Below are 23552 nucleotides of genomic sequence, written 5' to 3'. Positions count from 1 at the left end.
GCCATCGGGGAACGGAGATGTGCGTGGAGACGCAGCCTGGCGACTTTGGACCGCCGCGAGACGAACGTGAGATGGCCGCCGTCGCGGACATCATGATGCAGTCGTATGCCCTGTCCCCCGCAGACATCGCCGCCTGGGTGCAGCGGGTGTCGCGGCCGGACCTGCGGTTGTTGCGCGAGGGCGGCGAGGTGGCGGCCACGCTCGTGTTCATCCGCATGGGGCAGTGGTACGGCGGGCGCAGCGTGCCCGTCATCGGCGTGGGCGGCGTGGGCGTGTCTCCCGTCCACCGGGGACGCGGCACCGCCACGCGACTGATGCAGCACCTGCTGCGCGAGGCTCGCGCGACGGGCGCTCCGCTGTCGGTGCTCTATCCCGCGACGCAGCCGCTCTACCGGCGCGTGGGGTACGAGCACGCGGGCACGCGGCAGGAGATCCGCATCCAGGTCCCATCGCTGAACTTCAGTGAGCGGACGTTGTCGCTCCGGGCCATCGAGGAGAAGGACACGCAGGCCATCGTCCTGAGCTACCAGCGCCACGCGCGTCACCGGCCGGGCTGGCTGGACCGCGGGGACTTCTCATGGGGCCGCGTTCGCAACATGCGCGGCGAGGTGGCACATGGCTACCTGGTGGAGGGCAGCGCCGGTGTGGAGGGCTACCTCTACGTCATCCGCCGGCAGCTCAAGGACTTCAATCAGGAGCTGTTCCTCACCGACGTCGTGGCCCATACGCCCGCGGCGGCGCGGAGGATTCTGAGCTTCCTGGGGGACCACCGTTCCCTGGCCACGGATGTCTTCTGGTACGGCGGCGTGGACGACCCGCTGCTCCTGCTGCTTCGCGAGCAGACGTACGCGGTGAAGCAGGCCACGCACTGGATGGTGCGGGTGCTGGACGTGGCCTCCGCGTTGGAGGCGCGCGGCTGGCCGGAGGGACTCTCCGGCACCCTCCATCTGGACGTCGAGGACGACCTCTTCCCGGAGAACCAGGGCCGCTTCGTGCTGGAGGTCTCGGACGGTCAGGCGCGCGTGCGCCGTGGCGGCGACGGAGGCCTGCGGCTGCACGTGCGATACCTGGCGCCGCTCTACACCGGTCACCTGTCCGCGGCGTCGCTGCGGGCCATGGGCGCGCTGGAGGGTGATGATGCCTCGGTGCGCGCGGCGGGCAGTCTCTTCGCCGGGGCACCGCCCTCCCTGCGCGACATGTTCTGACCCGGGCCGGGCGCTCTATCGGGCCCGGCGCGGGAGTGCTAGGAGCGCAAGCAGTCCTTCACAGGAGCGTGCAGGCAATGCGGGCATTCGTCACCGGTGGTTCAGGCTTCGTGGGCAGGCACCTCCTCACCGCACTGAAGGTGCGCGGGACGCCCGCTCGGGCCCTGGCGCGCTCCGCCGCGGCACGGGCCTCGGTGACGGAGGCCGGCGGGGAGCCCTTCGAGGGCGACCTGTCGGACGTGGAGAAGCTGAAGGCGGGCATGGAGGGCTGTGACACCGTCTTCCATTGCGCCGCGGTGGTGAAGGGCTGGGGCGCGCGCAGCGAGTTCTACGAGACGAACGTGCGCGGCACGGAGCGGGTGCTGGAGGCGGCGCGCGCCGCGGGCGTCAAGCGGCTGGTCCACGTCAGCACGGAGGCGGTGCTGGCGGATGGCTCGCCCCTGGAGCGGGTGGATGAGACGATGCCCCTGCCCGAGCGCCCCATCGGCGACTATCCCTCCACCAAGGGCGAGGCGGAGCGCCGGGTGCTCAGCGTGAATGCGCCGGACTTCGTCACCGTGGTGGTGCGTCCCCGCTTCATCTGGGGCGCCGGTGACACGTCACTGCTGCCGCAGTTCCAGGAGGCGGTGCGGACCGGGCGCTTCCGGTGGTTCGGCGGTGGCCGTTACCTGACGTCCACCTGCCACGTGGCCAACTGCGTGGAGGGCATGCTGCTGGCGGCGGAGAAGGGCCGTGGCGGCGAGGCCTATTTCCTCACCGACGGGGAACCCGTGGAGTTCCGGGGCTTCATCACCGCCATGCTCGCGACGCAGGGCGTGGACGCGGGCGAGCGCACCCTGCCATACGGCGTGGCCGCGACGGTGGCCTCGGTGGGGGACTTGCTGTGGGGCACCTTCGGCCTGGGCGGCAGGCCTCCGCTCACCCGCACCGAGGTGCTGCTCATGGGGCGGGAGGTGACGGTGCGGGACGACAAGGCCCGCCGGGAGCTGGGGTATGAGGGCCGCCGCTCCCGTGAAGAAGGGCTCCGCGAGATGAAGGCGGAGCATCAGGACACGGCGTCGCGTATGCTCTGAGGCATGCGAAGGTTCGAGTTCGTGGAAGGCTCCAGCTCCAAGTTCTGGGAGCCGGAGCTCAAGGGCAACACCTTCATCGTCACCTTCGGCCGCATCGGCACCGCCGGTCAGCGGCGGGAGAAGGCTTTCGCGGACGAAGCCGGCGCCCGGAAGGAATACGAGAAGAAGGTCGCTGAGAAGCTGCGCGAGGGTTACCTCGAGGTGACGGAGGGCGGCGCCGCCGAGGCCGCGCCCGCGTCCGCGCCACCGCCTGCGCCGAAGAAGGCGGAGCTCCCCCGCCGCGTGCCCGCGGCCACGCCCACGCCCGAGTCGCTGAAGGCCGCCGCCGAGGCACTGGCCGCGCTCCGGGCCCGGCTGGGGTGGCGGAGCTGGGAGGTGACGTCGCGGGCCCGGCGTGCGAAGCGCGCGCTGCGGGCCCTGGGCGGCGTGGACCCCGCGGCCCACTCGGAGCTGGCGGGCACCTTCACCGCGTTGATGGAGCGCGTCGTCGCTCCGAAGAAGGATGGCCGGCTCCCGCTGCGGCACGCGCTCGCGTTGCTGGGCGAACTGGACGTGGCTGCCTTCACCCGCGCTGCCGAGGTGTGGCTCGCCGCGCCGGACGCCGTTCCCGCCGCGACGACCGTGGCCCGGCAGGCGTCGGCGCTGGGGCAGCCCGAGCTGGCGCTGCGCATGGGCATGCTGCTGGCGGAGCGTCCCGGTCAGGCGGGCGCGCCTTCCGAGGAGGGGTGGAGCAAGCGGTGGACGCGCCTGCGGCCGCACGTGGAGGAGCAGCTGTCCTCCAGCGGCGGCTCGCTGGCCAGTTGGGCCCAGTCCGTCGATGCCTCGAAGGACGCGCACCTGGCCAGCCGGTTGGCCCGCCTGGAGGCGTGAGGCGTCGGCGTCACTGGCTTTCAGGAGCGCGTGGGAGTGCCCCACGCGCTCCGCGAGAGACGGTGGGCTAGCCCGGGCCGCCGTCGCTGGGCGCGGACGACTTCTTGGCGGCGCCCTGGCCCGAGGACGGGACGCTGTCGGGCTGACGGTCCATCTCCGCCGTCGGATAGGCGCGCGCGGCATCCAGGTAGGACTGGGGCTTGATGCGCCGGCGCATGCGCCACGACAGGTTGTCGGGCTGCACGAGCACGGGCTCACCTTCGGCGCGCTGCTCCACCAGGTGTCCGTCGCAGAAGCGCCACAGCTTGCGGCCGTCCACCTCCTGCCGCGCGTAGAACAGGTCCGTCTGCCCCACCTGGGGGTTGGGCGGGCACCAGGTGCGGCGGGCGGCCTCCTCCCGCTCGGGCATCTCCTCGCGCCACTGCCGGCGGGCATCCTTCAATGCCACGGCGGCCAGCACCTTGGGCCCTTCTTCCAGCCGGACATCCACCTCCGTCAGCAACTCCTGGCCACGACGGGCAATCTCCGGGAAGGCCCCGGTGTTGCGGAAGCCGCACTCCTTCAGCCGGTTGAGCGTGTAGCGGTGCACCTCCATGATGGGCGGAAGTGAGCCGGTGGCCTCCCGCATCATCGCCAGTTGGCGAGCGTGGTCCGGCGCGTCCAGCTTGGAGAGCTGCTCCGTCTCCCGGAGGAAGCGCGCCATCGTACTGTTCACCGTCGTCAGCTCGTCCGCCAGCCACCGCGGTTCCGAGGACGCACAGGGGTCCGCTTTCGCCTTCTTGTAGTCCCGGTACTCCGCCCGAGACATGCCGAGCGAATAATGCTCCACCGGAGGAGCGGGCTTGGTCGCGCACGCGCTCAGCGCCGTGCCCAGGCCCGCAAGCACGAGCTGCCGAATGTTTGGCGTCATCCGCCCATTCTGGCATGTCATTTGTGTTCAAACAAACGTGCAGAAGCGGACACTTCGGGTTCCAGGCCTGGGTTCCGAGGCGGACGTGCCGCCCCTGTACGGCGTCGCGGAGGTTGCCTACAAGGATGCTCAGGCGCAGAGCACCCGTTCCCAGAAGTGCGAGCCGGTCCATGAAGCCCGCGGTCCTCATCATCATCGGGGTGCTCACTGCGTTGGGTGGGGCCCTCTACCTGTCTTCGCGGCGCGCCGCGGAGCGAACGGAAGAGGCGCGTCCCGCGGCGCAGGCGCCCGTATCCACCCGCGCGGTGCGGACGGAAATCACGTTCCTCTACAGCACGGAGAAGAAGGCGTGGGTGGAGGAGGCCGCGGCGGACTTCCAGAAGGCACATCCGCTCATCCGGGTGAACCTGGTGGGCCGGGGCTCGCTGGAGGCCGCGCGGGCCATCCTCGAAGGCAGTGAGCGGCCCACCGTGTGGAGCCCCGCCGACAGCGCGGTGCTGCGGATGCTGGAGTCGGACTGGGCCACGGACGCCACGCGCGAGCCGCTGTTCGCCACGGAGGGCGAAGCGGCGCCGCGGCCGTTGGTGAAGACGCCGCTCGTCTTCGTGGCGTGGGAGGACCGGGCGGAGGTGCTCCAGCGCGCCAGCGGCGGGGGCGCGGTGTCCTGGAAGGTCATCCACGACGCGGTGTCCAGTGACCAGGGCTGGCCCGCGGTGGGCGGCCAGCCGGAGTGGGGCTTCGTGAAGCTGGGCCACACGGACCCCACGCGCTCCAACTCCGGGCTCCAGGCGCTGCTGCTGGCGTCGCTGGAGTTCTACGGCAAGCAGAGCGGATTGACGGTGGCCGACCTGCTGGAGCCGCGGTTCCAGACGTGGCTGAGCCAGTTGGAGCGAGGCACGGGCCGCTTCGAGCAGTCCACGGGCACGCTGATGGCGGACATGGTCCGCTTCGGCCCGTCCCGCTACGACATCGCCGTGGTGTACGAGAACCTGGCCATCGCTCAGCTCTCCCAACCGCAGGGGACCTGGGGGGCGCTGAAGGTCCTGTACCCGACGCTCACGTCCTGGAGCGACCATCCGGCGGCGGTGCTGGACGGGGATTGGGTGCTGCCCCGCCAGCGTGAGGCCGCGCTGGAGTGGCTGCGCTATCTGCACAGCCGGCCGGTGCAGCAGCGCGCGCTGGCCTTCGGCTTCCGCCCCGCGGATGCCTCCGTGCCGCTGACGCCTCCCGGAGAGGCCAGCCTCTTTCCCCCGCTGGCCGCGCGGGGCCTTCAGGTGGACGTGCCGGACGGCGCGGCAGTCCCTGATGGCGCGGTGGTCCGCAACCTCCTCACGCTGTGGACGCGGCGGGTGGGCAACGCGCGGTCGCCGTAGCCCGTCGCTTCGCCCGATGCTCCGCCATCAGCCGCCGCGCGCCACCAGGTCGATGAAGCCGCGAATCCAGATGAGATTTACCGCGTCGCAGACGTCACGCGGTGTCGGCGTCGTCGTCTCCAGCGCGGCCGTGTAGGGCACGCCCTGGCGCGAGTACCAGTCGGTGACGCTGCCGTCGTGGTACTCGATGAGGCCGTCCGCGTCGGTGAAGCTGTGGTCGTCCACCTTCTGGCTGCGCACCACCGCGACGTGCTTCGCGCTGGCCTCCACCAGCGGGCGGTAGGCCGCCTTGTCTCCGAAGGTGTACGCATACGTCGACGCCCCGCCCAGGTAGTCGTCCTGGTGGATGTCGAGCGCGGCGGCCGGAGCGGCATAGCGCGCCAGCTCGCTGCGTATCGCGCGCGTCTCCTTGGGGCCTTCGTCATACAGCGCCCAGCGGAGGATGGGGCGCGCGACGTTCAATTCGCCCACCCACTCCCCGGGGGCGACTTCGTAGCGGAGGAAGTCGTTGTTGGGCTTCTCGCCGCTGCGGTTGTACCGCGTACCCGCCTCGAAGCCGGACGGGTTGATGCAGGGGTAGACGCGCAGCCCCACGCCGCGCTCCACCGCGTACGCCGCCACCGCCGGGAAGTGCTCGGCCAGGGTGAGGGGACCGGCGGGTTCCTCCCCGTGGAAACCGGAGGTGATGACCAGCCAACGCTCTCCCGGGACGACGAGCCGGAAGAGGGGGTAGTCCTGGTCCCCCTCCGTCACGCGGCCGTATTCGGAGACGTCCGCGACCTGGGCGTGGGCGCGGATCCGCTTTGCGTAGTCGGTGTAATTCACGCACCTAAACTAGCCGTGCTCCGCCGCCCCGCCCACCCTTTCCCGCAAGCACACACCCCACCTGTCCTGACGCCACGGTGGCGTGCGCGCGGACTACGGGCCTACGTGCTCGCGGAACTGTTCGGCCAGCGCCTTGCGCTGCTGCGGCGTCAGCGTGCCGTGGACCTCCAGGGCGGCGTCTGTCGCCTGGTGAGCGAAGGCGCGCATGGCCTCGATGCGCGCGTCCACCAGGGCGTGGAGCTTCTGCCGGTCTGGCGTGTCCGACGCGAGCTGTTGGAAGGCCTCCTCGCGCACCGCGCGGTGCTCCTGCATGAGCTGCACCCCGTCGGAGAACAGTCGGTCCTTCACGGCGTGGATGGACTGGCGCTGGGACTCCGTGGCGTCCAGCGTGTCCAGCTTGTCGTCGAGCTTCCACGTCACCAGTTGCTTCACGCGTTCTGGGTCCTTGCCCCAGCGGGGGCCTCCCCGCAGCGCGAAGCCGCTGAGCAGCGCGACGGCGAGCATCGCGGAACCGACGACGGCGAACCTCTTCATCATGGCCTTCTCCTGGGTGGAGCGCGGACGGCTCCACGTGAAGTCGCCACCCCTCGCGGCGACGGTGGGCAATGTGCCGGCCCGCCGTTGCTGGGACTTGTACGAGGCGTGAAGAAGTATGAAGCCGCCCGTCCGCTCACCGGCCAGGGGCCACGTCCCGGCGCCTGAGGGTTGGACGCATCGTGATTTCCACGGAGACGGGCGGTGGGAAGGGCGGGCCGTTAGCGTTCCGTCCAGGGCTTCCGCTCATGGCGGAACGCCGCAAGAGGCCGATTTTCCGGCTTCCCCCGCGCTTCTCCGCCAGGGGCAACACTGGACTGGCGAGCAGGGGAGCACGGCCCTAGTGTTCGGCGGCACCCCGGCCTCCAGGAGCGGAACGCGCATATGTCCTTTACCCACCTCCACCTGCACACCCTCTACTCGCTCCTCGATGGGGCGATCCGGATGAAGGACCTCATCAAGACGGTGAAGGAGAAGGGGATGAGCAGCGTTGCCGTGACGGACCACGGCAACATGTTCGGCGCCATCGACTTCTACAAGAAGGCGAAGGACGCCGGCATCAAGCCGATTCTGGGCATGGAGGCGTACGTCGCCGGACCCAAGGGGCGTGAGGACCGCTCCGAGAAGGTCTCCCACCACCTCATCCTGGTGGCGAAGAACGAGGAGGGTTACGCCAACCTGCGCTACCTCTCCTCCACCGCGTACATGCACGGGTTCTACTACCACCCGCGCATCGACAAGAAGGTGCTCGCCGAGCACAGCAAGGGCCTGTTCGCGCTCACCGCGTGCCTGGGTGGTGAAGTCACCAGCGCGTGTTTCCGCGGCGACATGGACCACGCCCGCCGCGCCGCGCAGGAGTACAAGGACATCTTCGACCCGGGGCACTTCTTCCTGGAGGTGCAGTCCAACGGGATGCCGGAGCAGGACAAGGCGAACGAGAACCTCAAGCAGCTCTCGCGCGACCTGGACATCCCGCTGTGTGCCACCGCGGACGCGCACTACATCAAGCGCGAGGACGCGCGCGCCCACGAACTGCTCATGTGCATCGCCAGTGGCAAGACGCTGGCGGACGGCAAGCGCATGAAGCACTCCACGGACAAGCTCTACGTCACCAGCCCCACGGAGATGCTGGAGTTCTTCAAGGACATCCCCGAGGCGGTCCACAACACCCAGCGCATCGCCGAGCAGTGCAACCTGGAGCTCAAGCTGGGCAAGCCGATGCTGCCCACCTTCAAGGTGCCCGACAGCCACACGCCGGACAGCTACATGGCGGAGCTGGCGTATGAGGGTCTGCGCGAGCGCTTCACCGAACTGGCGGCCACCGTCACGTATCCCATCGACCGCGAGCAGTACCAGGCGCGGCTGGCGCTGGAGATTGGCGTCATCCAGAAGATGGGGTTCTGCGGCTACTTCCTCATCGTCCAGGACTTCATCAACTGGGCGAAGAAGATGAACATCCCGGTGGGCCCGGGCCGTGGCTCCGGCGCCGGCAGCCTGGTGGCCTACGCGCTGCGCATCACCGACGTGGACCCCATCCCGTACAACCTCCTGTTCGAGCGCTTCCTGAACCCGGAACGCGTGTCGATGCCCGACTTCGATATCGACTTCTGCCAGGACCGCCGGGACGAGGTCATCCAGTACGTCGGCCGGAAGTACGGCGAGATGAACGTGGGGCAGATCATCACCTTCGGCTCGCTCAAGGCGAAGAGCGTGCTGCGCGACGTGTGCCGCGTGTTCGCGCTGCCGTTCAGCGAAGGTGACCGCATCGCGAAGCTGGTTCCCGAGGTGCTCAACATCACCTTGAGGGAGGCCATCGAGATGGAGCCTCGCCTCAAGGAGATGATGGAGACGCCCTCCAACATCGGCGAGGTAGAGGGCAAGCCCGTCACCACCAGGGACGTGCTCGAAATCGCGCTCGCGCTGGAGGGCCTGCATCGCCAGCCCGGCATGCACGCCGCAGGCGTGGTGATCGCCGACAAGCCGCTGTGGGAGTTCGTGCCCGTCTACCAGCCGCCGGGTGAAAAGACGCTGATCACCCAGTTCGCCAAGGACGAGGTGGAAGCGGCCGGCCTGGTGAAGTTCGACTTCCTCGGTCTGAAGACGCTCACCGTGATTCAGCACGCGCTGGACCTGGTGAAGCGCAACCACGGCAAGGACATCCCGCGGCACGAGATTCCGCTCAACGACGAGAAGACCTGGGAGTTGATGGCCAAGGGCGACACGGCCGGCATCTTCCAGATGGAGTCCAGCGGCTTCACGGAAATGGTCGTGAAGCTCAAGCCGAACTGCTTCGAAGACGTCATCGCCGCCGGCGCGCTCTACCGCCCGGGTCCGCTGGACTCCGGCATGGTGGACGTCTTCATCAACCGCAAGCACGGCCGGGAGAAGGTGTCGTACCCGCACCCCGCGCTGGAGCCGGTGCTCAAGGACACCTACGGCGTCATCGTGTACCAGGAGCAGGTGATGCAGATTTCGCAGGTCCTGGGTGGCTACACCCTGGGCCGCGCGGACCTGCTTCGCCGCGCCATGGGCAAGAAGAAGGCCGAGGTCATGCAGGCCGAACGGGCCGGCTTCCTCGAGGGCTGCGCGAAGAACAACGTCGACCTCAAGGTCGCCGGTGAAATCTTCGACCTGATGGAGAAGTTCGCCGAGTACGGCTTCAACAAGAGCCACTCGGCGGCCTACGGCCTGGTCACCATCCACACGGCCTGGCTGAAGGCACACTACCCCTGCGAGTTCATGGCGGCCCTTCTCTCCAGCGAGAAGGACAACACGGACAAGGTGGTGAAGCACATCGGCGAGGCGCGCGAGTCGGGCCTCGAGGTGCTGCCGCCGGATGTGAATCAGTCCGACATGGAATTCGGCGCGGTGAGCGGGAAGATTCGCTTCGGCCTGGGCGCCATCAAGGGCGTGGGCGAGGGCGCCATCGAGTCCATCCTGGAGGCGCGCAAGGATGGCTCCTTCAAGAGCCTGTTCGACTTCTGCGAGCGCGTGGACAGCCGCAAGGTGAACCGGAAGGTGATGGAAGCGCTGGTGAAGGCGGGGTCCTTCGACTTCGAGAAGCGCTCGCGCCGGCAGATTTTCGACACCATCGAGAAGGCGATGAACCGCGGCTCGGCCAGCCAGAAGGACAAGGCGGCTGGCCAGAGCTCGCTGTTCGGCATGCTGGCGGGTCCGTCCTCGGATGGGGGGGGCGGCGGACTGAAGGACGACTACGTCGAGGTGGAGGACTGGTCGGAGAAGGAGCGGCTGTCGCTGGAGAAGGAGGCCATTGGCTTCTACGTGTCCGGCCATCCGCTGCATCAGTACGACAAGGAGCTGAAGCGCTACGCGCGGCCGATTACGGCGGTGCAGCGCGCGCGCAAGGACGACAAGCTCACGGTGGCGGGCATCGTCACCGTGCTGCGCGAGCGGCCCACGAAGACGGGCAAGCGCATGGCGTGGGTGACGATTGAGGACTTGTCCGGCTCCATCGAGTTGGTGTGCTTCCCGGGCAAGGACGGCACGCGCAACGTGATGGGCCGGGACGGCAAGTGGGCGAAGCAGGGCCCCAAGCCGGGCTTCGAGAACTGGGAGCACCTGCTCAAGTCGGACGACCCCATCCTGGTGTCGGGCACGGTGCAGATCAGCCAGCGTGACGAGGACACGCCGACGCCGGAGCTCATCGTCGACGACATCCAGAGCCTCAAGGCGGTGCGTGAGAAGCGCACCAAGCGGCTGGAGCTGCGCGTGCCGGCGGACCTGCTCACGGAAGAGCGGGTGGCGAAGCTGCATGAGTTGGCGAAGAAGTACGCCGGCGCAACGCCCGTGGCGGTGAGCGTGCTCTTCAAGGGCGAGGGCGAGGCGCTCATCGGCAACACGTCCATCAAGGTGCAGGTGAATGACGACCTGCTGCTCGCGGTGGACCGCCTGTTCGGCATGCGGGTGGTGGAGTTCGGCTGAGCCGGGGCTGATTTCTAAAAGCCGGATTCCATGACGGCTGATGGGCCAGCGCCAGTACAGTGGCTGGCCCATGGGGCTTGAGTGTCGTGGATGGCTTCTGCTGTCTGGGCTCGTGAGCCTGCTGTTGGTGGGTTGTGCGTCGACGGCGCCTGGGCTCGCTTCGCTAAGCGAACCTCCTTCTTCCCTGGAGTGCGCGCGCTCGGATGAGGGTGCCTGCGTGGTCCTCGCTTGCGAAAGCGGGACGTGTGGGCTGTTCGATTGCGAGGACGTCGCGCAGGAGGAAGAGGCGCAGGCCGCATTCAGGCCGGTGCTGGCTGGAGCGTTTCGCCCACCGACACGTGGAGTTCCCTCGTTTCGCCACTGGCGGAACCTTGGGATTCGCTCCGGTTCACGGCCACGGATGACGTTCCACTTCCGTTACCGGGAGGGCTTTCTTCCCGCGCTGCCGAGAGGTCCCGGCAAGTTGGTGCATCACCACCTGTTTCCTCAACAGCCAGAGCTTGCGAGGTGGTTCAGGTCGCACGGCGTCGACATCCACAAGTTCACCATCCTCATCCCCGAGCACATCCACCGCCAACTCCATAGCGGCAAGGGTCGGGGTGGTATGTGGAACCAGGCGTGGCGGGATTTTCGGGACAGCCAGCAGGGGCGTTCGATGACGTCAGAGGAACTGCACCGCAAGGCGGTGGAGTTGATCTTCCGCTTCGAGCTGACGGGGCCCGTCGTGCCATACAATGCGCCGGTCGCGCCCTATCAAGCAGCGCCGTCCATCCGTGCTCCGTGAGGAACCTTGAAGTTCTACCGAGTTCATCCAGACACGGCGTCGGGCTACACGGGCTCCTTGGACGCGGTGAACAAGTGGTGTCTTCCTGGCGTGCATCCCTGTCCCGTGTGCCGCGCGGGCGGAGGGGCTCCCTGGCTCGCATACCCGTGCGTGGACCTGTCCAGCCTTCCTCGCGACGAGTTGAAGAAGCTGTCCGACCCCTGGCCGGTCTCTCGCGAGGAGTTCTCGCGCTTGAGGGCGTTGATTGCGCCAATGGCTCCGCCGTGGGCATTGCTGGAGCCAGGGGCCCAATTCGGACCGTGTGAAGGGAAGGGCGCTGGCCGTTTCGGCCCGCTCTTCATGCAGGACGCACCCACGTTGTTTGTTCAGCGGGCCGCTTTCGAGCGATTGAACGCCGCGGGCGTGCGAGGGCTTCAAGGGGCGTCGGTCGAGGTGCGTTTCCGTGGAAAGGCTCCGCCCGAACTGCTCCAACTACAACTGGAGTTGCATGGGCTGCTGCATCAAGCCTGCCTGCCGAAAGAGCGCGAACCACCATGCCCGGCATGCGGCGCCAGCAAACAGGCCTGGCCTCGCACCGTCGTCCTCGACGCAGCTTCTTTGCCGGGAGACCGGGACGTCTTTCGTCACCGGCAGGGCTGGGCAACCGTCATCGTCAGTGAGCGCTTCGTCGAAGCCGTGAATGACCTCGAGCTGGATGGCGTGACGTTCGAGGAACTCGAAGTCCGGGAGGGCTGAGCTGAATGGACGGGACCTACAAGTCGCTGCGCATCGAGAAGAATGAAGGCGTCGCCGAGCTGGTGCTCACCGGCCCTGGCAAGGGCAACGCCATGGGGCCCGACTTCTGGCGGGAGATGCCCGAGGCCATCCGCGCGCTGGATGCGGATGACTCCGTCCGCGTCGTGCTGGTTCGCGGCGAAGGCAAGCACTTCACCTTCGGCCTGGACCTCATGGGGATGATGGAGTCCCTGGGGCCGCTGCTCACCGGCGAAAGCAACCTGGCCCTGGAGCGCTTGAAGCTGCTGTCGCTGATTGGCGACATGCAGCAGGCCACCGAGGGCATGGCCCGCTGCCGCAAGCCCGTCATCGCCGCCGTGCACGGCTGGTGCATCGGTGGCGGTATGGATCTCATCGCCGCGTGTGACTTCCGGTACTGCTCCCAGGACGCGAAGTTCTCCCTGCGCGAGGTGAAGGTGGGCATCGTCGCCGACCTGGGCGCGCTCCAGCGCCTGCCTCGCATCATCGGCGAGGGCCACACGCGCGAGCTGGCCTATACCGGTGGTGACGTGGACGCGGCGCGCGCCCTGCGCATGGGGCTGGTGAACGAGGTGTTCCCCACGCCGGAGGCCCTGCTGGAGGAGGCCCGAGCGACCGCGAAGCGCATCGCCGAGAATGCCCCGCTCGTCGTCCAGGGCGCCAAGCAGGTCATGGAGTACTGCGCGGACAAATCCATCGCGGATGGCCTGCGTTATGTGGCGGTATGGAACTCCGCGTTCCTTCAGTCCCATGACCTGGCCGAAGCCTTTTCCGCATTCGTGGAACGCCGCCCCCCTCACTTTCAGGGGCGCTGAGCCCCCGGGCCGAGGGGCTTCCTCCGCTTGCGCTGGCGATGCGAGAATTCCAGGAACACCTGGGATTTGGAGTCCGGCGACATGACGGAAAGCATCGCGCTGCTGGGGTACGGCCGCTTTGGCCGTGCCCTGTCTGGCCTCCTGCTGGTGGCGGGCATCCCGCATCGGGTGTTCGAGCCGCGCCAGGATGACGTGCCCGACGCACTGAGGGCACCGACGCTCGCGGAGAGTGTCGAGGGCGCGGGGCTGGTGGTGCTCTCCATGCCCGTGTCTGGAATGCGCTCGGTCCTGGAGGAGCTTCGCCCGCGCCTGTCGCCCGCGCAGACGGTGCTCGACGTCGGAAGCGTCAAGGTGCGCCCTGTGCAGGTGCTGGCCTCCGTGTTGGGGCGGGACATTCCCTGGGTGGGCACGCATCCGCTGTTCGGCCCGGCCAGTCTGGCGAGGGGCGACCTGCCTCGCCGCACGGTGGTGTGCCCGAACGAACTGCACCCAGAGGCCGTGCGCAAGGCCCGGGTCCTGTTCGAACGCATCGGCTGTGAAGTGACGGAGCTGTCGCCGGATGCGCACGACGCGCTGATGGTGCGCACGCATGTGCTCACCTTCTTCCTGGCCCACGGGTTGCTCAAGGCGGAGGCCGGAAAGGACCTGCCCTTCGCGCCGCCCAGCTTCCAGCCCGTGGCTCGCCTGGAGGAGTACGCACGGCTGGAGGTGCCCCATCTCTTCGGCGTCGTGCAGTCGGAGAATCCCTACGCGCGGGACGCACGCGTGCGGCTGCTGGAGGCCCTCACGCAGCTCCACCTGGGCTGTGATTCGGGGCGCTCGGGCGCGCCGGAGCCTGTCGCCGCGCCGCCCGGGCTGACGGAAGTTCGGGAGTGCGTGGATGCGTTGGACCGTGAGCTGGTTCAACTCCTGAATCGTCGCGCCCAGCTCATCCAGCAGGCCGCACACCTGAAGGCCGAGCACGGACTTCCGCTGCCAGACGCGGAGCGCGAGGCGAGCCTGCTGGAGACCCGGCGTCAGTGGGCCGCGGAGCAGGGCATGGACGCGGACGACACGGAAGACGTGTTCCGCGCCGTCCTGCGCTTTTCACGTCGCGCCGTGCCCACGGGCTCCCGCTGAACGCGGTGGGCTTCAGCGTCAGCGCTGCACGGTGAAGGTGGGGTTGAGCACCTTCATCGTGCCCTTCGTCACGCCGAATTGTTCATGCACCGCCGCGCGGCGCACGGCCTCCGCAGGGGAGATGCGACCGGCCAGCAGCTCCTGGTACGCGGAGAGCACGCGCGAAGCCTCCTCGCGGGACTCGCGCACGAACTCCACCCGGAAGCGCCGCACGCCCCTCGCGAGCAGCGACGGCACGAGCGACGCCGCGCTCTGCGCCTGCGCGTTGAACACCGTGTTCCGGCACCCCACGTCCACCACCACCGGGTGCTCCAGACCCTTGTGGTCCCTCAGGGACACGCGGTGCTTCTCACACGGACGACCACAGCTCCGGTAGTCACGCCCGTGGGACAGCGTGTGGGAATACACACAGTGCTCGGTGTGGAACGTGGAGATGTGGTGATGCACCGTCACCGTGAAGCGCTCCGCCGGCAGGTGCTCCAGCATGGCCCCCAACTGCACCGCGTCCAGGTCATGCGCGAACGTCAGCGTGTCCAGCCCGAGCCCCAGCAAGTGCAGTGCTGTCACGGAGTTGGTGACGTTGAGCGAGAAGTCCGCGTGCAGGGCAGGGCGCGTCTCCCCATGCGCGGGCGGGCGCTCCAGGAAGTGCATCATCGCGCCCCAGTGCCGCACCAGCACCGCGTCCGGCTTCAGCTTCGCGATGCGCGCGTCGTAGCCTTCCTCGCCCGGCTTCTGCACGCGCACCGTGGCAATCGTCACGCGCAGCCCCGCCGCGCGCGCACGCTCCACCGCGCGCTGCAGGCCCACCAGCTCCATCCAGTCCAGCTCGACCTCGGGCAGCCCCGCGGCAATCACCGCTTCGAGCTGCTCGTCCGTGCGGCACAGCGGCAGCAAGCGCACGTCCTCCACGGCGCGGGGCGTCGGCTGCACACGCTCACGCAGCGACGCGCGCAGGGACTCCAGCGTGGAGCCTTCGTTCACGGTCCGCACCGGACCGCGCGCCACGGCTTCCGACAGCTCCGCCACCAGCCGGCGCCGCAGCGCCTTCATCTCCGACACCGGCAAATGGAGCCCCGCCGCGAGCCCGGACGTATCCAGCCCCGTCAGCGTGAAAGGCGTTCCGCCCAGCGCCGCCAGCTTGTCCCGCAGCAGCGCTTCGTCGATGCCACCACCGCGCGCCTCGGCCAGCGCCACCTCGCTGGACACCGAATAGACGTGTCCACCGCGCGCCCGGCCCAGCACCGTCAGCGGCGAACCGGCGGCGCCTGTCACGGTCAACTCCAGAGGCACGCGGCCTTCGGGCTCGCCGCGCCCCAGCAGCTCCTCCGTGCGCTTCGCCAGGGCCGGGTCGCTCGTCATCCAGACGCGCTGGCCCGGCTTCACCCGGCCCATGTCCGGACCGGGATTGCCGAAGCCCAGCACCCAGCCACGGCCCTTGCGCTCTACTCGGAACAGCGGACCGCCGGGCTCGTGCTTGTCCTCGGGATGCCCGTCGTCGAACACCACGCCCATGCCGGGGCGGGGCGATACCTCGGCCGGCACCGGTGTCGCCGTCTCCAGCGGAGAGGACACCTTGCCCACGGGCGCATCCGGGCGCGCCTTCTCGTCGTCCTGGCCCAGCCCTCCCGTCCAGGGACGGCCCTCCGTGTCGTCCACCACGCGCACGTCACGACCGTGCACGGACTCCACGCGGCCCAGGTACGCGCCCCGGTGCTTCGGGAAGCGCCCCTCCACCAGCGTCTGGTGGTCCGAGCCCGCGAAGAAGCCGTGCGAGAAGCCCCGGCTGTACGACAGCGTCATGTCCGCCAGGTCCTTGCGCAGCGCCCCCGTGTCCGGCGTCCCCGCGGACACACCGTCCACCCAGCGCCGATAGCCCTGCACCGCCGTGGCGACGTACTGCGGCCCCTTCTGCCGGCCTTCAATCTTCAGCGAGTGGACGCCAATCTCCACGAGCTGCGGCACTGCCATGACGCCCGCGAGGTCCTTGGGGCTGAGCAGGTACTGCACGTCGCCCAGCTCCCGCGTCTGGCCATCCACCACCAGGTCGTACGGAAGCCGGCACGACTGCGCGCACTGTCCCCGGTTGGCGGAGCGTCCACCCCACGCCTCACTGGTGAGGCACTGACCGCTCCACGACATGCAGAGCGCGCCGTGGATGAAGACCTCCAGCTCCACGTCCGTCTCCGACGCCAGCCGGCGAATCTCCGCCACGGACAGCTCGCGCGGCACCACCACGCGCGTGGCGCCCAGGCCCTTCGCGAAGCGCGCGCCTTCCGCGCTCGAAATGGTCATCTGCGTGGAGGCATGGACCTCCATCTGCGGACACACCGCGCGGGCCACCAGCGCAATCGCGGGGTCCTGGACGATGAGCGCGTCCACGCCGGCTTCGGCGATGCGGCGAAGGATGTTCTCCACCACCGGGAGCTCGGGCTCGAAGACCAGGGTGTTCAGCGTCAGATAGGCGCGGGCGCCGGCGCGGTGCACGAGCGCCAGCGTCTCCGGCAGGGTGGCGAGCGAGAAGTTCTCCGCGCGTGCGCGTGCGTTGAACCCTTCGTCCAATCCGAAATAGATGGCGTCCGCGCCACTGGCGAGCGCGGCCTTCATCGAGTCGAGGTCCCCAGCGGGGGCGAGGATTTCGGGGCGGCGGCGGGTCATGGCGCGACCTCTAACACACGGCCCCGGGTTCCGCTGTCCGTCCGGCGAACGTCATGGACGCAGTGCGGCAGGTTTGTTCAAGTCCCTGCCCGGTTGCTTCCACAGGAGACGGGTCCAAATGGCTGATGGCGTGTTCCGGGACGGGCTGCTCGCGGGCAAGGTGGCGTTCATTTCTGGCGGCAGCAGTGGCATCAACCTAGGCATCGCCGAGTCCTTCGTGAAGGCGGGCGCCAAGGTGGCCATCAACGGCCGCAACGTGGAGAAGCTCGAGGCCGCGGTGAAGGGGCTTCAGGCGCACGGCACCGCCATGGGCGTGGCCGCCGACGTCCGGGACTATGCCGCGGTGGAGAAGGCCCTCCAGACGGTGCGCGAGGCCTACGGTGAGCTGGACGTCGTCGTGTGTGGCGCCGCCGGCAACTTCCCCGCGCCCGCGCTGGGCATGTCCTCCAACGGCTTCAAGGCCGTCATGGACATCGACGTGCTGGGCACCTTCAACATCAGCCGCGCCGCCTTCGAGCACCTGCGCAAGCCGGGCGCGTCCCTCATCAACATCTCCGCGCCCCAGGCGTATCTCCCCATGGCCATGCAGGCCCACGTCTGTGCCGCCAAGGCCGGCGTGGACATGCTCACCCGCGTGCTGGCCATTGAATGGGGTGGCTCCGGTGTGCGCGTCAACGCGATTACCCCCGGCCCCATCGACGACACGGAAGGCATGCGCCGGCTCGCCCCCAGCGACGAGGGCCGCGACAAGCTCGCCCAGGCCCTGCCGCTCCAGCGTTTCGGGAAGAAGCAGGACATCGCCCAGCTCGCGCTCTTCCTGGCGTCGGAAGGCTCGTCCTACATCACCGGCTCCATCATGGTCTGCGACGGTGGCCAGTCCCTGCTGGGCGGCGGCGCGCTCATGGCCGCGCTCGGCATGTAACGGGGACGCACTCAACGGGGCATGGGTCATGATAGCCCCGTGGGTTCCACCCGGGATGCAAAGCTCTGGTGGAGGTCTACGTGGTGAAGGGACTTGTCTGGTAGAAGGCACTGGGACCTCGCGAGTGCTCTCTTCCGTGCGGGGTCCGTTCGTTCCCGGAGCCTCTCATGTCCCGTTGTCCTCTCGCGCTCACCCGGTTGCTAGGGTTGGGCGTGCTGTGCCTCGGCGTTGTGCTGGTGGGGTGTGGTGACAGCGCCACGTCGCCGCTCCCGCCGCTAGCGAAGTCTCTGCCCGACGCGGCGCTCTCCACGGTGCAGGTGGACCGGGTGGAGCAGGTGCTGGCGGACGGCGTGGACCGGGTCACCATCACCGTGACGGTGCGGCAGAAGGACGGCGCTCCCATGGAGGGCCGCACGGTGCGGGTGGAGGTCTCCGGCGACGGGAACACCGTGACGCAGCCCGCGGACCGGACGAATGCCCAGGGCGTGGCCACCGCGTCCGTGGTGTCCACGCGAGGCGGCTCGAAGCGGGTGACGGCCTCGGTGGATGCCGAGGGAGGCGCGGTGGTGCTGGGCTCGCGTCCCGTCGTCGGCTTCACCGCGCTGCGGGCCACGAGGCTGGCCTTCGCGGCGGCCTCGCTGTCGGCCCGAGCCGGTGCACCCATTGGCGGGCTGGACGTCGAGTTCCGGGACGCTGACGGCCGCCCGGTTTCGTCCGTCACGGGGGAGGTGACGCTGTCGCTGGCCGCTGGCCCGGGTGGGGCTTCCCTGGGAGGCACGCTCCGGGCTCAGGCCGTGGACGGCGTCGCCCGCTTCCAGGAAGTGGTGCTGATGCGCGCGGGCCTGGGCTATCAACTCAAGGCCGAGGCCACCGGCGTCGAGGGCGCGGTCAGCCCTTCGTTCGACGTGACGCCGGCCGCCGCCGCCACTGTCGAGGTGACGGGGCTGCCGCAGACCGCCATCGCGGGCTCCACGCATGATGCGGAGGTGACGGTGCGTGACGCGTTCGGCAACGTCGCCAGTGGCTATCGCGGCACGCTGAGCGTGCAGTCCTCGGACGCCACGGCCACGCTGCCGGGCGGGCACACCTTCACGGAGGTGAACGCGGGCCGCTTCCGTTTCACGGGCATCACCCTGCGGCGGGCGGGCACCCAGCGTGTCGACGTGCAGGACGCCGCGCAAGCGGGCCTGGCGGGGCGCCAGGACGTGCGCGTCTCGGCGGACCGGACCTCGGCATTGGCTTTCGCGCGCGTGCCCTCGCATGCGTCCGTTCGCGCCGCGCTGACCGCCGTGGAGGTGGTGCTCCAGGATGCGCATGGCAACCGGACGCCCGTGGGTGCACCTTCGGTGACGCTGTCCCTCGTGCCGGCGGGTGGCGCGCCACTGCGTGGTGTCACCGAGGTGGCGCCCATGGAGGGGCTGGCGTCGTTCTCCAGCGTGCACGTGGACACGGAGGGCCGCTTCCAGCTTCAGGCCACTGCGGATGGACTGACGCCCGCCACGAGCACGGACATCGACATCATCGATAACGTGTTCCCCGCCATCCCTGTCCTCGCCGCGACCGCGGCCACGCACGACAGCGTTACGGTGTCCTGGACGGCGGTGGGTGATGACGGCGACCAGGGGCGGGCCGCGTCGCATGCCCTGCGTTACTCGCTGAACCCGATTGAGACGGATGCGGACTTCAACCAGGCGACGCCGGTGGGCGGCCTGGGCGAGCCCGCGGAGGCTGGCACGCAGGAGTCCGCCGTTCTCACGGGCCTTCAGCCCGGCACGAACTACTACGTGGCGCTGCGCGTGGCGGACAACCAGGACAACGCGGTCCGCTCCTCCAGCTTGATGGTGCAGACGCAGGTGCAGGGCGTCACGCGGCTCGTCTTCTCCCAGCAGCCCGTGGATGGGGACGCGGGCGATACGCAACCGGAGCTCCGCGTCTCGCTGTTGGATGAGGATGGAGAGGTCGTCACGACGGCCACGTCGCCGGTGACGCTCACGCTGGAGGACGAGCCCGACTTCACACCCTTGCAGGTGGCGGCGGTCGCGGGCGTGGCGACTTTCTCGGGCGTGGTGGTGGAGCAGGCGGGAACGCACCGCTTCGTCGCGTCGGCCACGGGGTTGGATCCGGTGCCCAGCGACGCGTTCACCATCGCGCCGGGCGACGCCGTCCGGTTGTCGCTCGCGGGCCTGGTCTCGCCGGTGGCCGCGGGCGCCGGGGGCAGCGTCGTGGTGACGGCCCATGACGCCTTCGACAACGTGGCCACGGGCTACACCGGCGCGGTGCGTTTCTCGTCCACTGACGCCGAGGCGGAGCTGCCGGGCGACTACACGTTCACCGTGGCGGATGCGGGCCAGCGGACCTTCAGCGGCGTGAGGCTGCTGACCTCTGGGCCTCAGAGCGTCGCCGTGGTGGACACGGCACGGCCGGAGCTGACCGACACGCTCGATGTGGAGGTGAGCACCGGTGCGGCCGCTGAGTTGGTGCTGAGCGCGCTTCCCGCCGAAGTGGAGGCCGGCGAGGCGCAGAGCCTCACCGTCATCGCGCGCGACGGTTTCGGCAACATCGTCACGGGCTACACGGGCACGGTGCAGTTCGAATCGAGTGACCCTGAGGCGACGCTGCCCGCGAACTACACCTTCGTTCCCGGGCAGGACGCGGGGCAGCGCACGTTCTCGGTGACGCTGGTGACCTCCGGCGCGCGCTCGGTGACGGTGCGGGAGGAGGGCAACACGGGGCTGGAGGCGGCGCTGAACACCCAGGTCCTGTCTGGTCCCGCTGTGCAGTTGACGGTGCAGTTGGACTCATCGACGACCCGCGCGGGCGAGCCCGTGGGGGCCACCGTGTCGGTGCGGGATGTCCACGGCAACCTCGCCTCGGGCTACCGGGGCACCGTCCACTTCGAGATTCCAGGGGACGCCCAGGCCACCGTGCCTTCGGACTACACCTTCACCGAGTTGGACGCCGGTCAGCGCCTCTTCAATGTGGAGTTCGCCACAGTGGGCACGGGGCAGCTCGTCGTCACGGACACCACGACGGCGACGTTGACTGGGAATGCCTCTGTGACGGTGCAGCCCGGGCTCCTCGCGGCGTTGTCGGTAGCGGGGCCGACGAAGTCCATCGTCGCGGGCGAGCCTCAATCCTTCACCGTCTCCGCGCGTGACCGCTTCGGCAACGTGCTGACGGCGTACCAGGGAACGGTGGCGCCCGCGTCCACGGACCCGGAGGCTGCGCCCCTGTCGGCGCACGTGTACACTGCGGCGGACCAGGGAGCGCACACCTTCACCATCACCTTCGAGACGGCGGGAGCGCAGTCGGTGACGTTCACGGACGGCGATGCCCCGGTGTCCGGTACGTCTGACTTCACCGTGGAGGCGGGCGCGCCCGTGCAGCTCGCGTTCGTCGCGCCTCCGGAGCCGGGCACCGTCCTGGAGCCGCTGTCCGAGACGCGGGTGGCCTTGCAGGATGCGTTCGGCAACGTCTCGAACGTCACGGCGCCGTCCGTGACGCTCCAGTTGGTGGGGGCGGTCGGGGTGACGCTGGGCGGCACCTTGACGGTGGCGCCGGAGGCGGGCGTGGCCGTCTTCAGCGACCTCACGGTGGACCAGGCGGGCAGCTTCGTCCTCTCCGCGACCACGGAGAACCCGTCGCTGCCGTCCGTCGACACGATGGTCACCATCACCGACGACGTCGCGCCCGCCGAGCCCGTTCTGAACGCCAGCCTGGTGGACAACACGACGGTTCGCCTGACGTGGCTGGCCACGGGAGACAACGGCGTCGTGGGCAACGCCGCGCGCTACGAGCTGCGCTACAGCGCGGGGCCCATGGACCCGCAGAGCTTCGCGCTCGCCAGCGAGGTGCCCACGGCGGCGCCACGGGCGCCGGGACAGGCGGAGGAAGTGATTCACGCGCTGCCGCCGTCCCAGGCGGCCACCTGGTACTTCGCGCTCCGCGTCTTCGACGGCTCGAACAACGGCAGCACCGTGGCGTTCGTCTCCATCTCGGTGCCGGGCCCCTGCGGCGATATCGTCTGCGCGCCGCGCGCGCCGGAGTGTGACGAGGACGGTGTGCAGCGTGTGGCGTACGCGGAAGCGTGCGTGGTGACGGCGGGCCTGGCGGAGTGCCAGTACACGGCCACCCCGGAGGTCTGCCCGGGGCAGGACGGCGTCTGTGTCGCGGGGGCGTGTGACACGGCGCCTGCGCCCGTGGCGGGTGAGTTGGTCATCAGCGAGGTGATGCACCGCCCGGACGCGAACACCACCGAGTACATCGAGCTGACCAGCACCGTCGACGGACCGCGGGACATCGCGAACCTGCGCATCCGCTTCGACAATGGCGCGGGCGGTGAGACGGACTTCAGCGTGCTGACGACCGGGGACCGGCCGCTCGTCGTCCCGGGCCGGGGCACCTTCGTCCTCGCGAGCAACACGGATGAGGCCACCAACGGCGGCGTGGTGGCGCAGTACGGCTACGGGAGCACGCTCTTCGAGCTTGGCCACTCGGGGCACCTCTTCGTCGAGATGGGCGCCACCGTGGTGGATGACGTGGCGTACTCGGCCTCCTTCCCGCAGACGACGGGGCGCTCGATGAACCTGTCGTCCGTGGTGGTGGGCACGCGGGCCAGCCAGCACGCCTGGTACTGGTGTGACTCGGAGGAAGTGCTTCCTGGCGGTGGACGGGGCACGCCGGGCGGCGCCAACGCGTCCTGCGGTGTGGAGATCACCGGCCCGGTGGACCACTGCGCCATTCAGTATCCGAAGTCCTTCGCTACCCCCATCCGGGCGGGCCGCGCGGAGTCTGTCTACAGCCAGTTCTATGAGCCCCAGGTGAGCACTCGGAACCAGAACGGCAACGACGGCTTCCCGCACCTCGTGGCGGAGCTGGGCTACGGAACCGATGCCTCGTCACCTGCCTCGTGGACGTGGGTGACGGCGGAGCCGAACGCGGGCTTCGCCACGCCGGGCAACGACGATGAGCGGGTGGCTCCGCTGAACATCGCGGCGCCGGGCAACTACATCTACGGCTTCCGCTACCGTTTCACCCAGGGGCCCGCGGCGGCCCAGGCGTGGGTGTACTGCGACCAGGACGGCGTCGTCGCGGAGGGAAGCACGGGCAATTACGGCACGGTGACGGTGGTTCCGCCGCCAGCCGTGGCCAATCACGTCGTCATCAGCGAGGTGAGTGGCGGCAACGGAGGCGGTGCCGCGGCGACCGATGAGTTCATCGAACTCTACAACCCGACGAACGCCGACGTGAACATCGGCGGCTGGCTGGTGCAGTACAGGTCTGCGACAGGGCCTTCGTACTCCGGCACCGTCACCATCCCCTCCGGGACTGTCATCCGCGCCCACGGGTACTTCCTGCTGGGGGGCGGCAACTACAGCGGCCCCGTGGCGCGGGATCTGGGCTATTCGTTCGACGTCTCGTCGTCCACGACGGCTGGTGGCCATGTTCGTATCGGTCCTGGGCTGACGACCGCCGTCAATGACGTGGCGGTAGACAAGGTTGCGTGGGGCACCGGGAACTCGCCCGAAGGCACCGCCGCGCCCTCTCACCCCGCGGTGGGCGGAAGCCTGGAGCGGAAGGCCCTGAGCACCTCGACCCCTGCCACCATGGCGGATGGCAGTGCTGATGCGTCCTTCGGCAACGGCTGGGACTCGAACAACAACAGCGCGGACTTCGTCACCCGGGCCATCCGTCAGCCACAGAACTCCCAGAGCCCGGTAGAGCAGCCGTAGCCGGGCTGGAAGCACCGGGTTTCCCACGGAGGCCGCCGGG

Annotated in this window: 15 protein-coding genes; 11 read left to right on the top strand and 4 right to left on the bottom strand. The window is 69.2% G+C overall.

The features are described 5' to 3' along the window. The first annotated feature begins 17 nt into the window (after positions 1-17). The 3 genes from eis to FMQ63_RS24160 all read left to right on the top strand — a co-directional run bounded on the left by eis (position 18) and on the right by FMQ63_RS24160 (position 3148). Positions 18-1205 (top strand): enhanced intracellular survival protein Eis, encoded by a 1188-nt coding sequence (gene eis, locus FMQ63_RS24170; RefSeq protein ID WP_216608694.1) that lies wholly within the window; start codon positions 18-20, stop codon positions 1203-1205. 77 nt (positions 1206-1282) lie between these two features. Continuing rightward, positions 1283-2278: an NAD-dependent epimerase/dehydratase family protein gene (locus FMQ63_RS24165; RefSeq protein WP_026113795.1), complete on the top strand. Its 996-nt coding sequence runs from the start codon at positions 1283-1285 to the stop codon at positions 2276-2278. A gap of 3 nt (positions 2279-2281) precedes the next feature. Beyond that, entirely contained in the window at positions 2282-3148 is an 867-nt protein-coding gene (locus FMQ63_RS24160; RefSeq protein ID WP_011555800.1) for a WGR domain-containing protein, read from the top strand. A 67-nt stretch (positions 3149-3215) separates the two neighbouring features. Here the strand turns inward: FMQ63_RS24160 and FMQ63_RS24155 are convergent, their stop codons facing one another. Then, a complete protein-coding gene (locus FMQ63_RS24155) occupies positions 3216-4058 on the bottom strand; it encodes a hypothetical protein (RefSeq protein WP_225909483.1) in 843 nt (280 codons plus the stop codon). A 170-nt stretch (positions 4059-4228) separates the two neighbouring features. Between FMQ63_RS24155 and FMQ63_RS24150 the strand changes: the two genes are divergently transcribed. Further along, complete coding sequence (locus FMQ63_RS24150) at positions 4229-5431, top strand: substrate-binding domain-containing protein (protein ID WP_026113794.1); 1203 nt, start codon at positions 4229-4231, stop codon at positions 5429-5431. 27 nt (positions 5432-5458) lie between these two features. Here the strand turns inward: FMQ63_RS24150 and FMQ63_RS24145 are convergent, their stop codons facing one another. After that, complete coding sequence (locus FMQ63_RS24145) at positions 5459-6256, bottom strand: hypothetical protein (protein ID WP_011555797.1); 798 nt, start codon at positions 6254-6256, stop codon at positions 5459-5461. 93 nt (positions 6257-6349) lie between these two features. Continuing rightward, positions 6350-6793 carry a Spy/CpxP family protein refolding chaperone gene (locus tag FMQ63_RS24140; protein ID WP_225909482.1) on the bottom strand — a complete coding sequence of 148 codons (444 nt, stop codon included), beginning with the start codon at positions 6791-6793 and terminating at the stop codon, positions 6350-6352. Positions 6794-7174: 381 nt separating this feature from the next. Here FMQ63_RS24140 and dnaE point away from each other — a divergent pair, with 381 nt between their 5' ends. The 5 genes from dnaE (at position 7175) to FMQ63_RS24115 (ending at position 14203) form a co-directional block, all read left to right on the top strand. Further along, positions 7175-10732, top strand: a complete 3558-nt coding sequence (dnaE, locus tag FMQ63_RS24135; RefSeq protein WP_011555795.1) for a DNA polymerase III subunit alpha — start codon at positions 7175-7177, stop codon at positions 10730-10732. Positions 10733-10772: 40 nt separating this feature from the next. Further along, complete coding sequence (locus FMQ63_RS24130; protein ID WP_011555794.1) at positions 10773-11516, top strand: TIGR02269 family lipoprotein; 744 nt, start codon at positions 10773-10775, stop codon at positions 11514-11516. A 6-nt stretch (positions 11517-11522) separates the two neighbouring features. Further along, the gene (locus FMQ63_RS24125) at positions 11523-12251 is read left to right on the top strand and encodes a double-CXXCG motif protein (RefSeq protein ID WP_011555793.1); all 729 of its coding nucleotides are present in this window, start codon (positions 11523-11525) and stop codon (positions 12249-12251) included. A gap of 5 nt (positions 12252-12256) precedes the next feature. Then, positions 12257-13084, top strand: a complete 828-nt coding sequence (locus FMQ63_RS24120) for a crotonase/enoyl-CoA hydratase family protein (RefSeq protein WP_011555792.1) — start codon at positions 12257-12259, stop codon at positions 13082-13084. Between the two features lie 81 nt (positions 13085-13165). Next, positions 13166-14203, top strand: a complete 1038-nt coding sequence (locus FMQ63_RS24115; protein ID WP_011555791.1) for a prephenate dehydrogenase/arogenate dehydrogenase family protein — start codon at positions 13166-13168, stop codon at positions 14201-14203. Positions 14204-14221: 18 nt separating this feature from the next. On the opposite strand, the gene FMQ63_RS24110 is transcribed toward FMQ63_RS24115, so the two are convergent. Then, positions 14222-16858 carry a U32 family peptidase gene (locus FMQ63_RS24110; RefSeq protein WP_011555790.1) on the bottom strand — a complete coding sequence of 879 codons (2637 nt, stop codon included), beginning with the start codon at positions 16856-16858 and terminating at the stop codon, positions 14222-14224. Between the two features lie 118 nt (positions 16859-16976). On the opposite strand from FMQ63_RS24110, the gene FMQ63_RS24105 reads away from it, so the two are divergent. After that, positions 16977-17780 (top strand): SDR family oxidoreductase, encoded by an 804-nt coding sequence (locus FMQ63_RS24105; protein ID WP_011555789.1) that lies wholly within the window; start codon positions 16977-16979, stop codon positions 17778-17780. Positions 17781-17947: 167 nt separating this feature from the next. Continuing rightward, positions 17948-23512 carry a lamin tail domain-containing protein gene (locus FMQ63_RS24100; RefSeq protein ID WP_011555788.1) on the top strand — a complete coding sequence of 1855 codons (5565 nt, stop codon included), beginning with the start codon at positions 17948-17950 and terminating at the stop codon, positions 23510-23512. Positions 23513-23552: the final 40 nt, after the last annotated feature.

The sequence above is a fragment of the Myxococcus sp. CA005 genome, assembly GCF_006518205.1.
Taxonomy (GTDB): Bacteria; Myxococcota; Myxococcia; order Myxococcales; family Myxococcaceae; genus Myxococcus; species Myxococcus xanthus.
The sequence above is the reverse complement of the archived record's forward strand: the minus strand, read 5'-3'. Positions and strand labels throughout refer to the sequence as shown.

Bases quoted from the DNA above. Each gene is read 5' to 3' on its own strand.
- eis (WP_216608694.1), top strand. From the start codon at position 18: ATGTGCGTGGAGACGCAGCCTGGCGACTTTGGACCGCCGCGAGACGAA.
- FMQ63_RS24165 (WP_026113795.1), top strand. From the start codon at position 1,283: ATGCGGGCATTCGTCACCGGTGGTTCAGGCTTCGTGGGCAGGCACCTC.
- FMQ63_RS24160 (WP_011555800.1), top strand. From the start codon at position 2,282: ATGCGAAGGTTCGAGTTCGTGGAAGGCTCCAGCTCCAAGTTCTGGGAG.
- FMQ63_RS24155 (WP_225909483.1), bottom strand. From the start codon at position 4,058: ATGACGCCAAACATTCGGCAGCTCGTGCTTGCGGGCCTGGGCACGGCG.
- FMQ63_RS24150 (WP_026113794.1), top strand. From the start codon at position 4,229: ATGAAGCCCGCGGTCCTCATCATCATCGGGGTGCTCACTGCGTTGGGT.
- FMQ63_RS24140 (WP_225909482.1), bottom strand. From the start codon at position 6,793: ATGATGAAGAGGTTCGCCGTCGTCGGTTCCGCGATGCTCGCCGTCGCG.
- dnaE (WP_011555795.1), top strand. From the start codon at position 7,175: ATGTCCTTTACCCACCTCCACCTGCACACCCTCTACTCGCTCCTCGAT.
- FMQ63_RS24130 (WP_011555794.1), top strand. From the start codon at position 10,773: ATGGGCCAGCGCCAGTACAGTGGCTGGCCCATGGGGCTTGAGTGTCGT.
- FMQ63_RS24120 (WP_011555792.1), top strand. From the start codon at position 12,257: ATGGACGGGACCTACAAGTCGCTGCGCATCGAGAAGAATGAAGGCGTC.
- FMQ63_RS24115 (WP_011555791.1), top strand. From the start codon at position 13,166: ATGACGGAAAGCATCGCGCTGCTGGGGTACGGCCGCTTTGGCCGTGCC.
- FMQ63_RS24110 (WP_011555790.1), bottom strand. From the start codon at position 16,858: ATGACCCGCCGCCGCCCCGAAATCCTCGCCCCCGCTGGGGACCTCGAC.
- FMQ63_RS24105 (WP_011555789.1), top strand. From the start codon at position 16,977: ATGGCTGATGGCGTGTTCCGGGACGGGCTGCTCGCGGGCAAGGTGGCG.
- FMQ63_RS24100 (WP_011555788.1), top strand. From the start codon at position 17,948: ATGTCCCGTTGTCCTCTCGCGCTCACCCGGTTGCTAGGGTTGGGCGTG.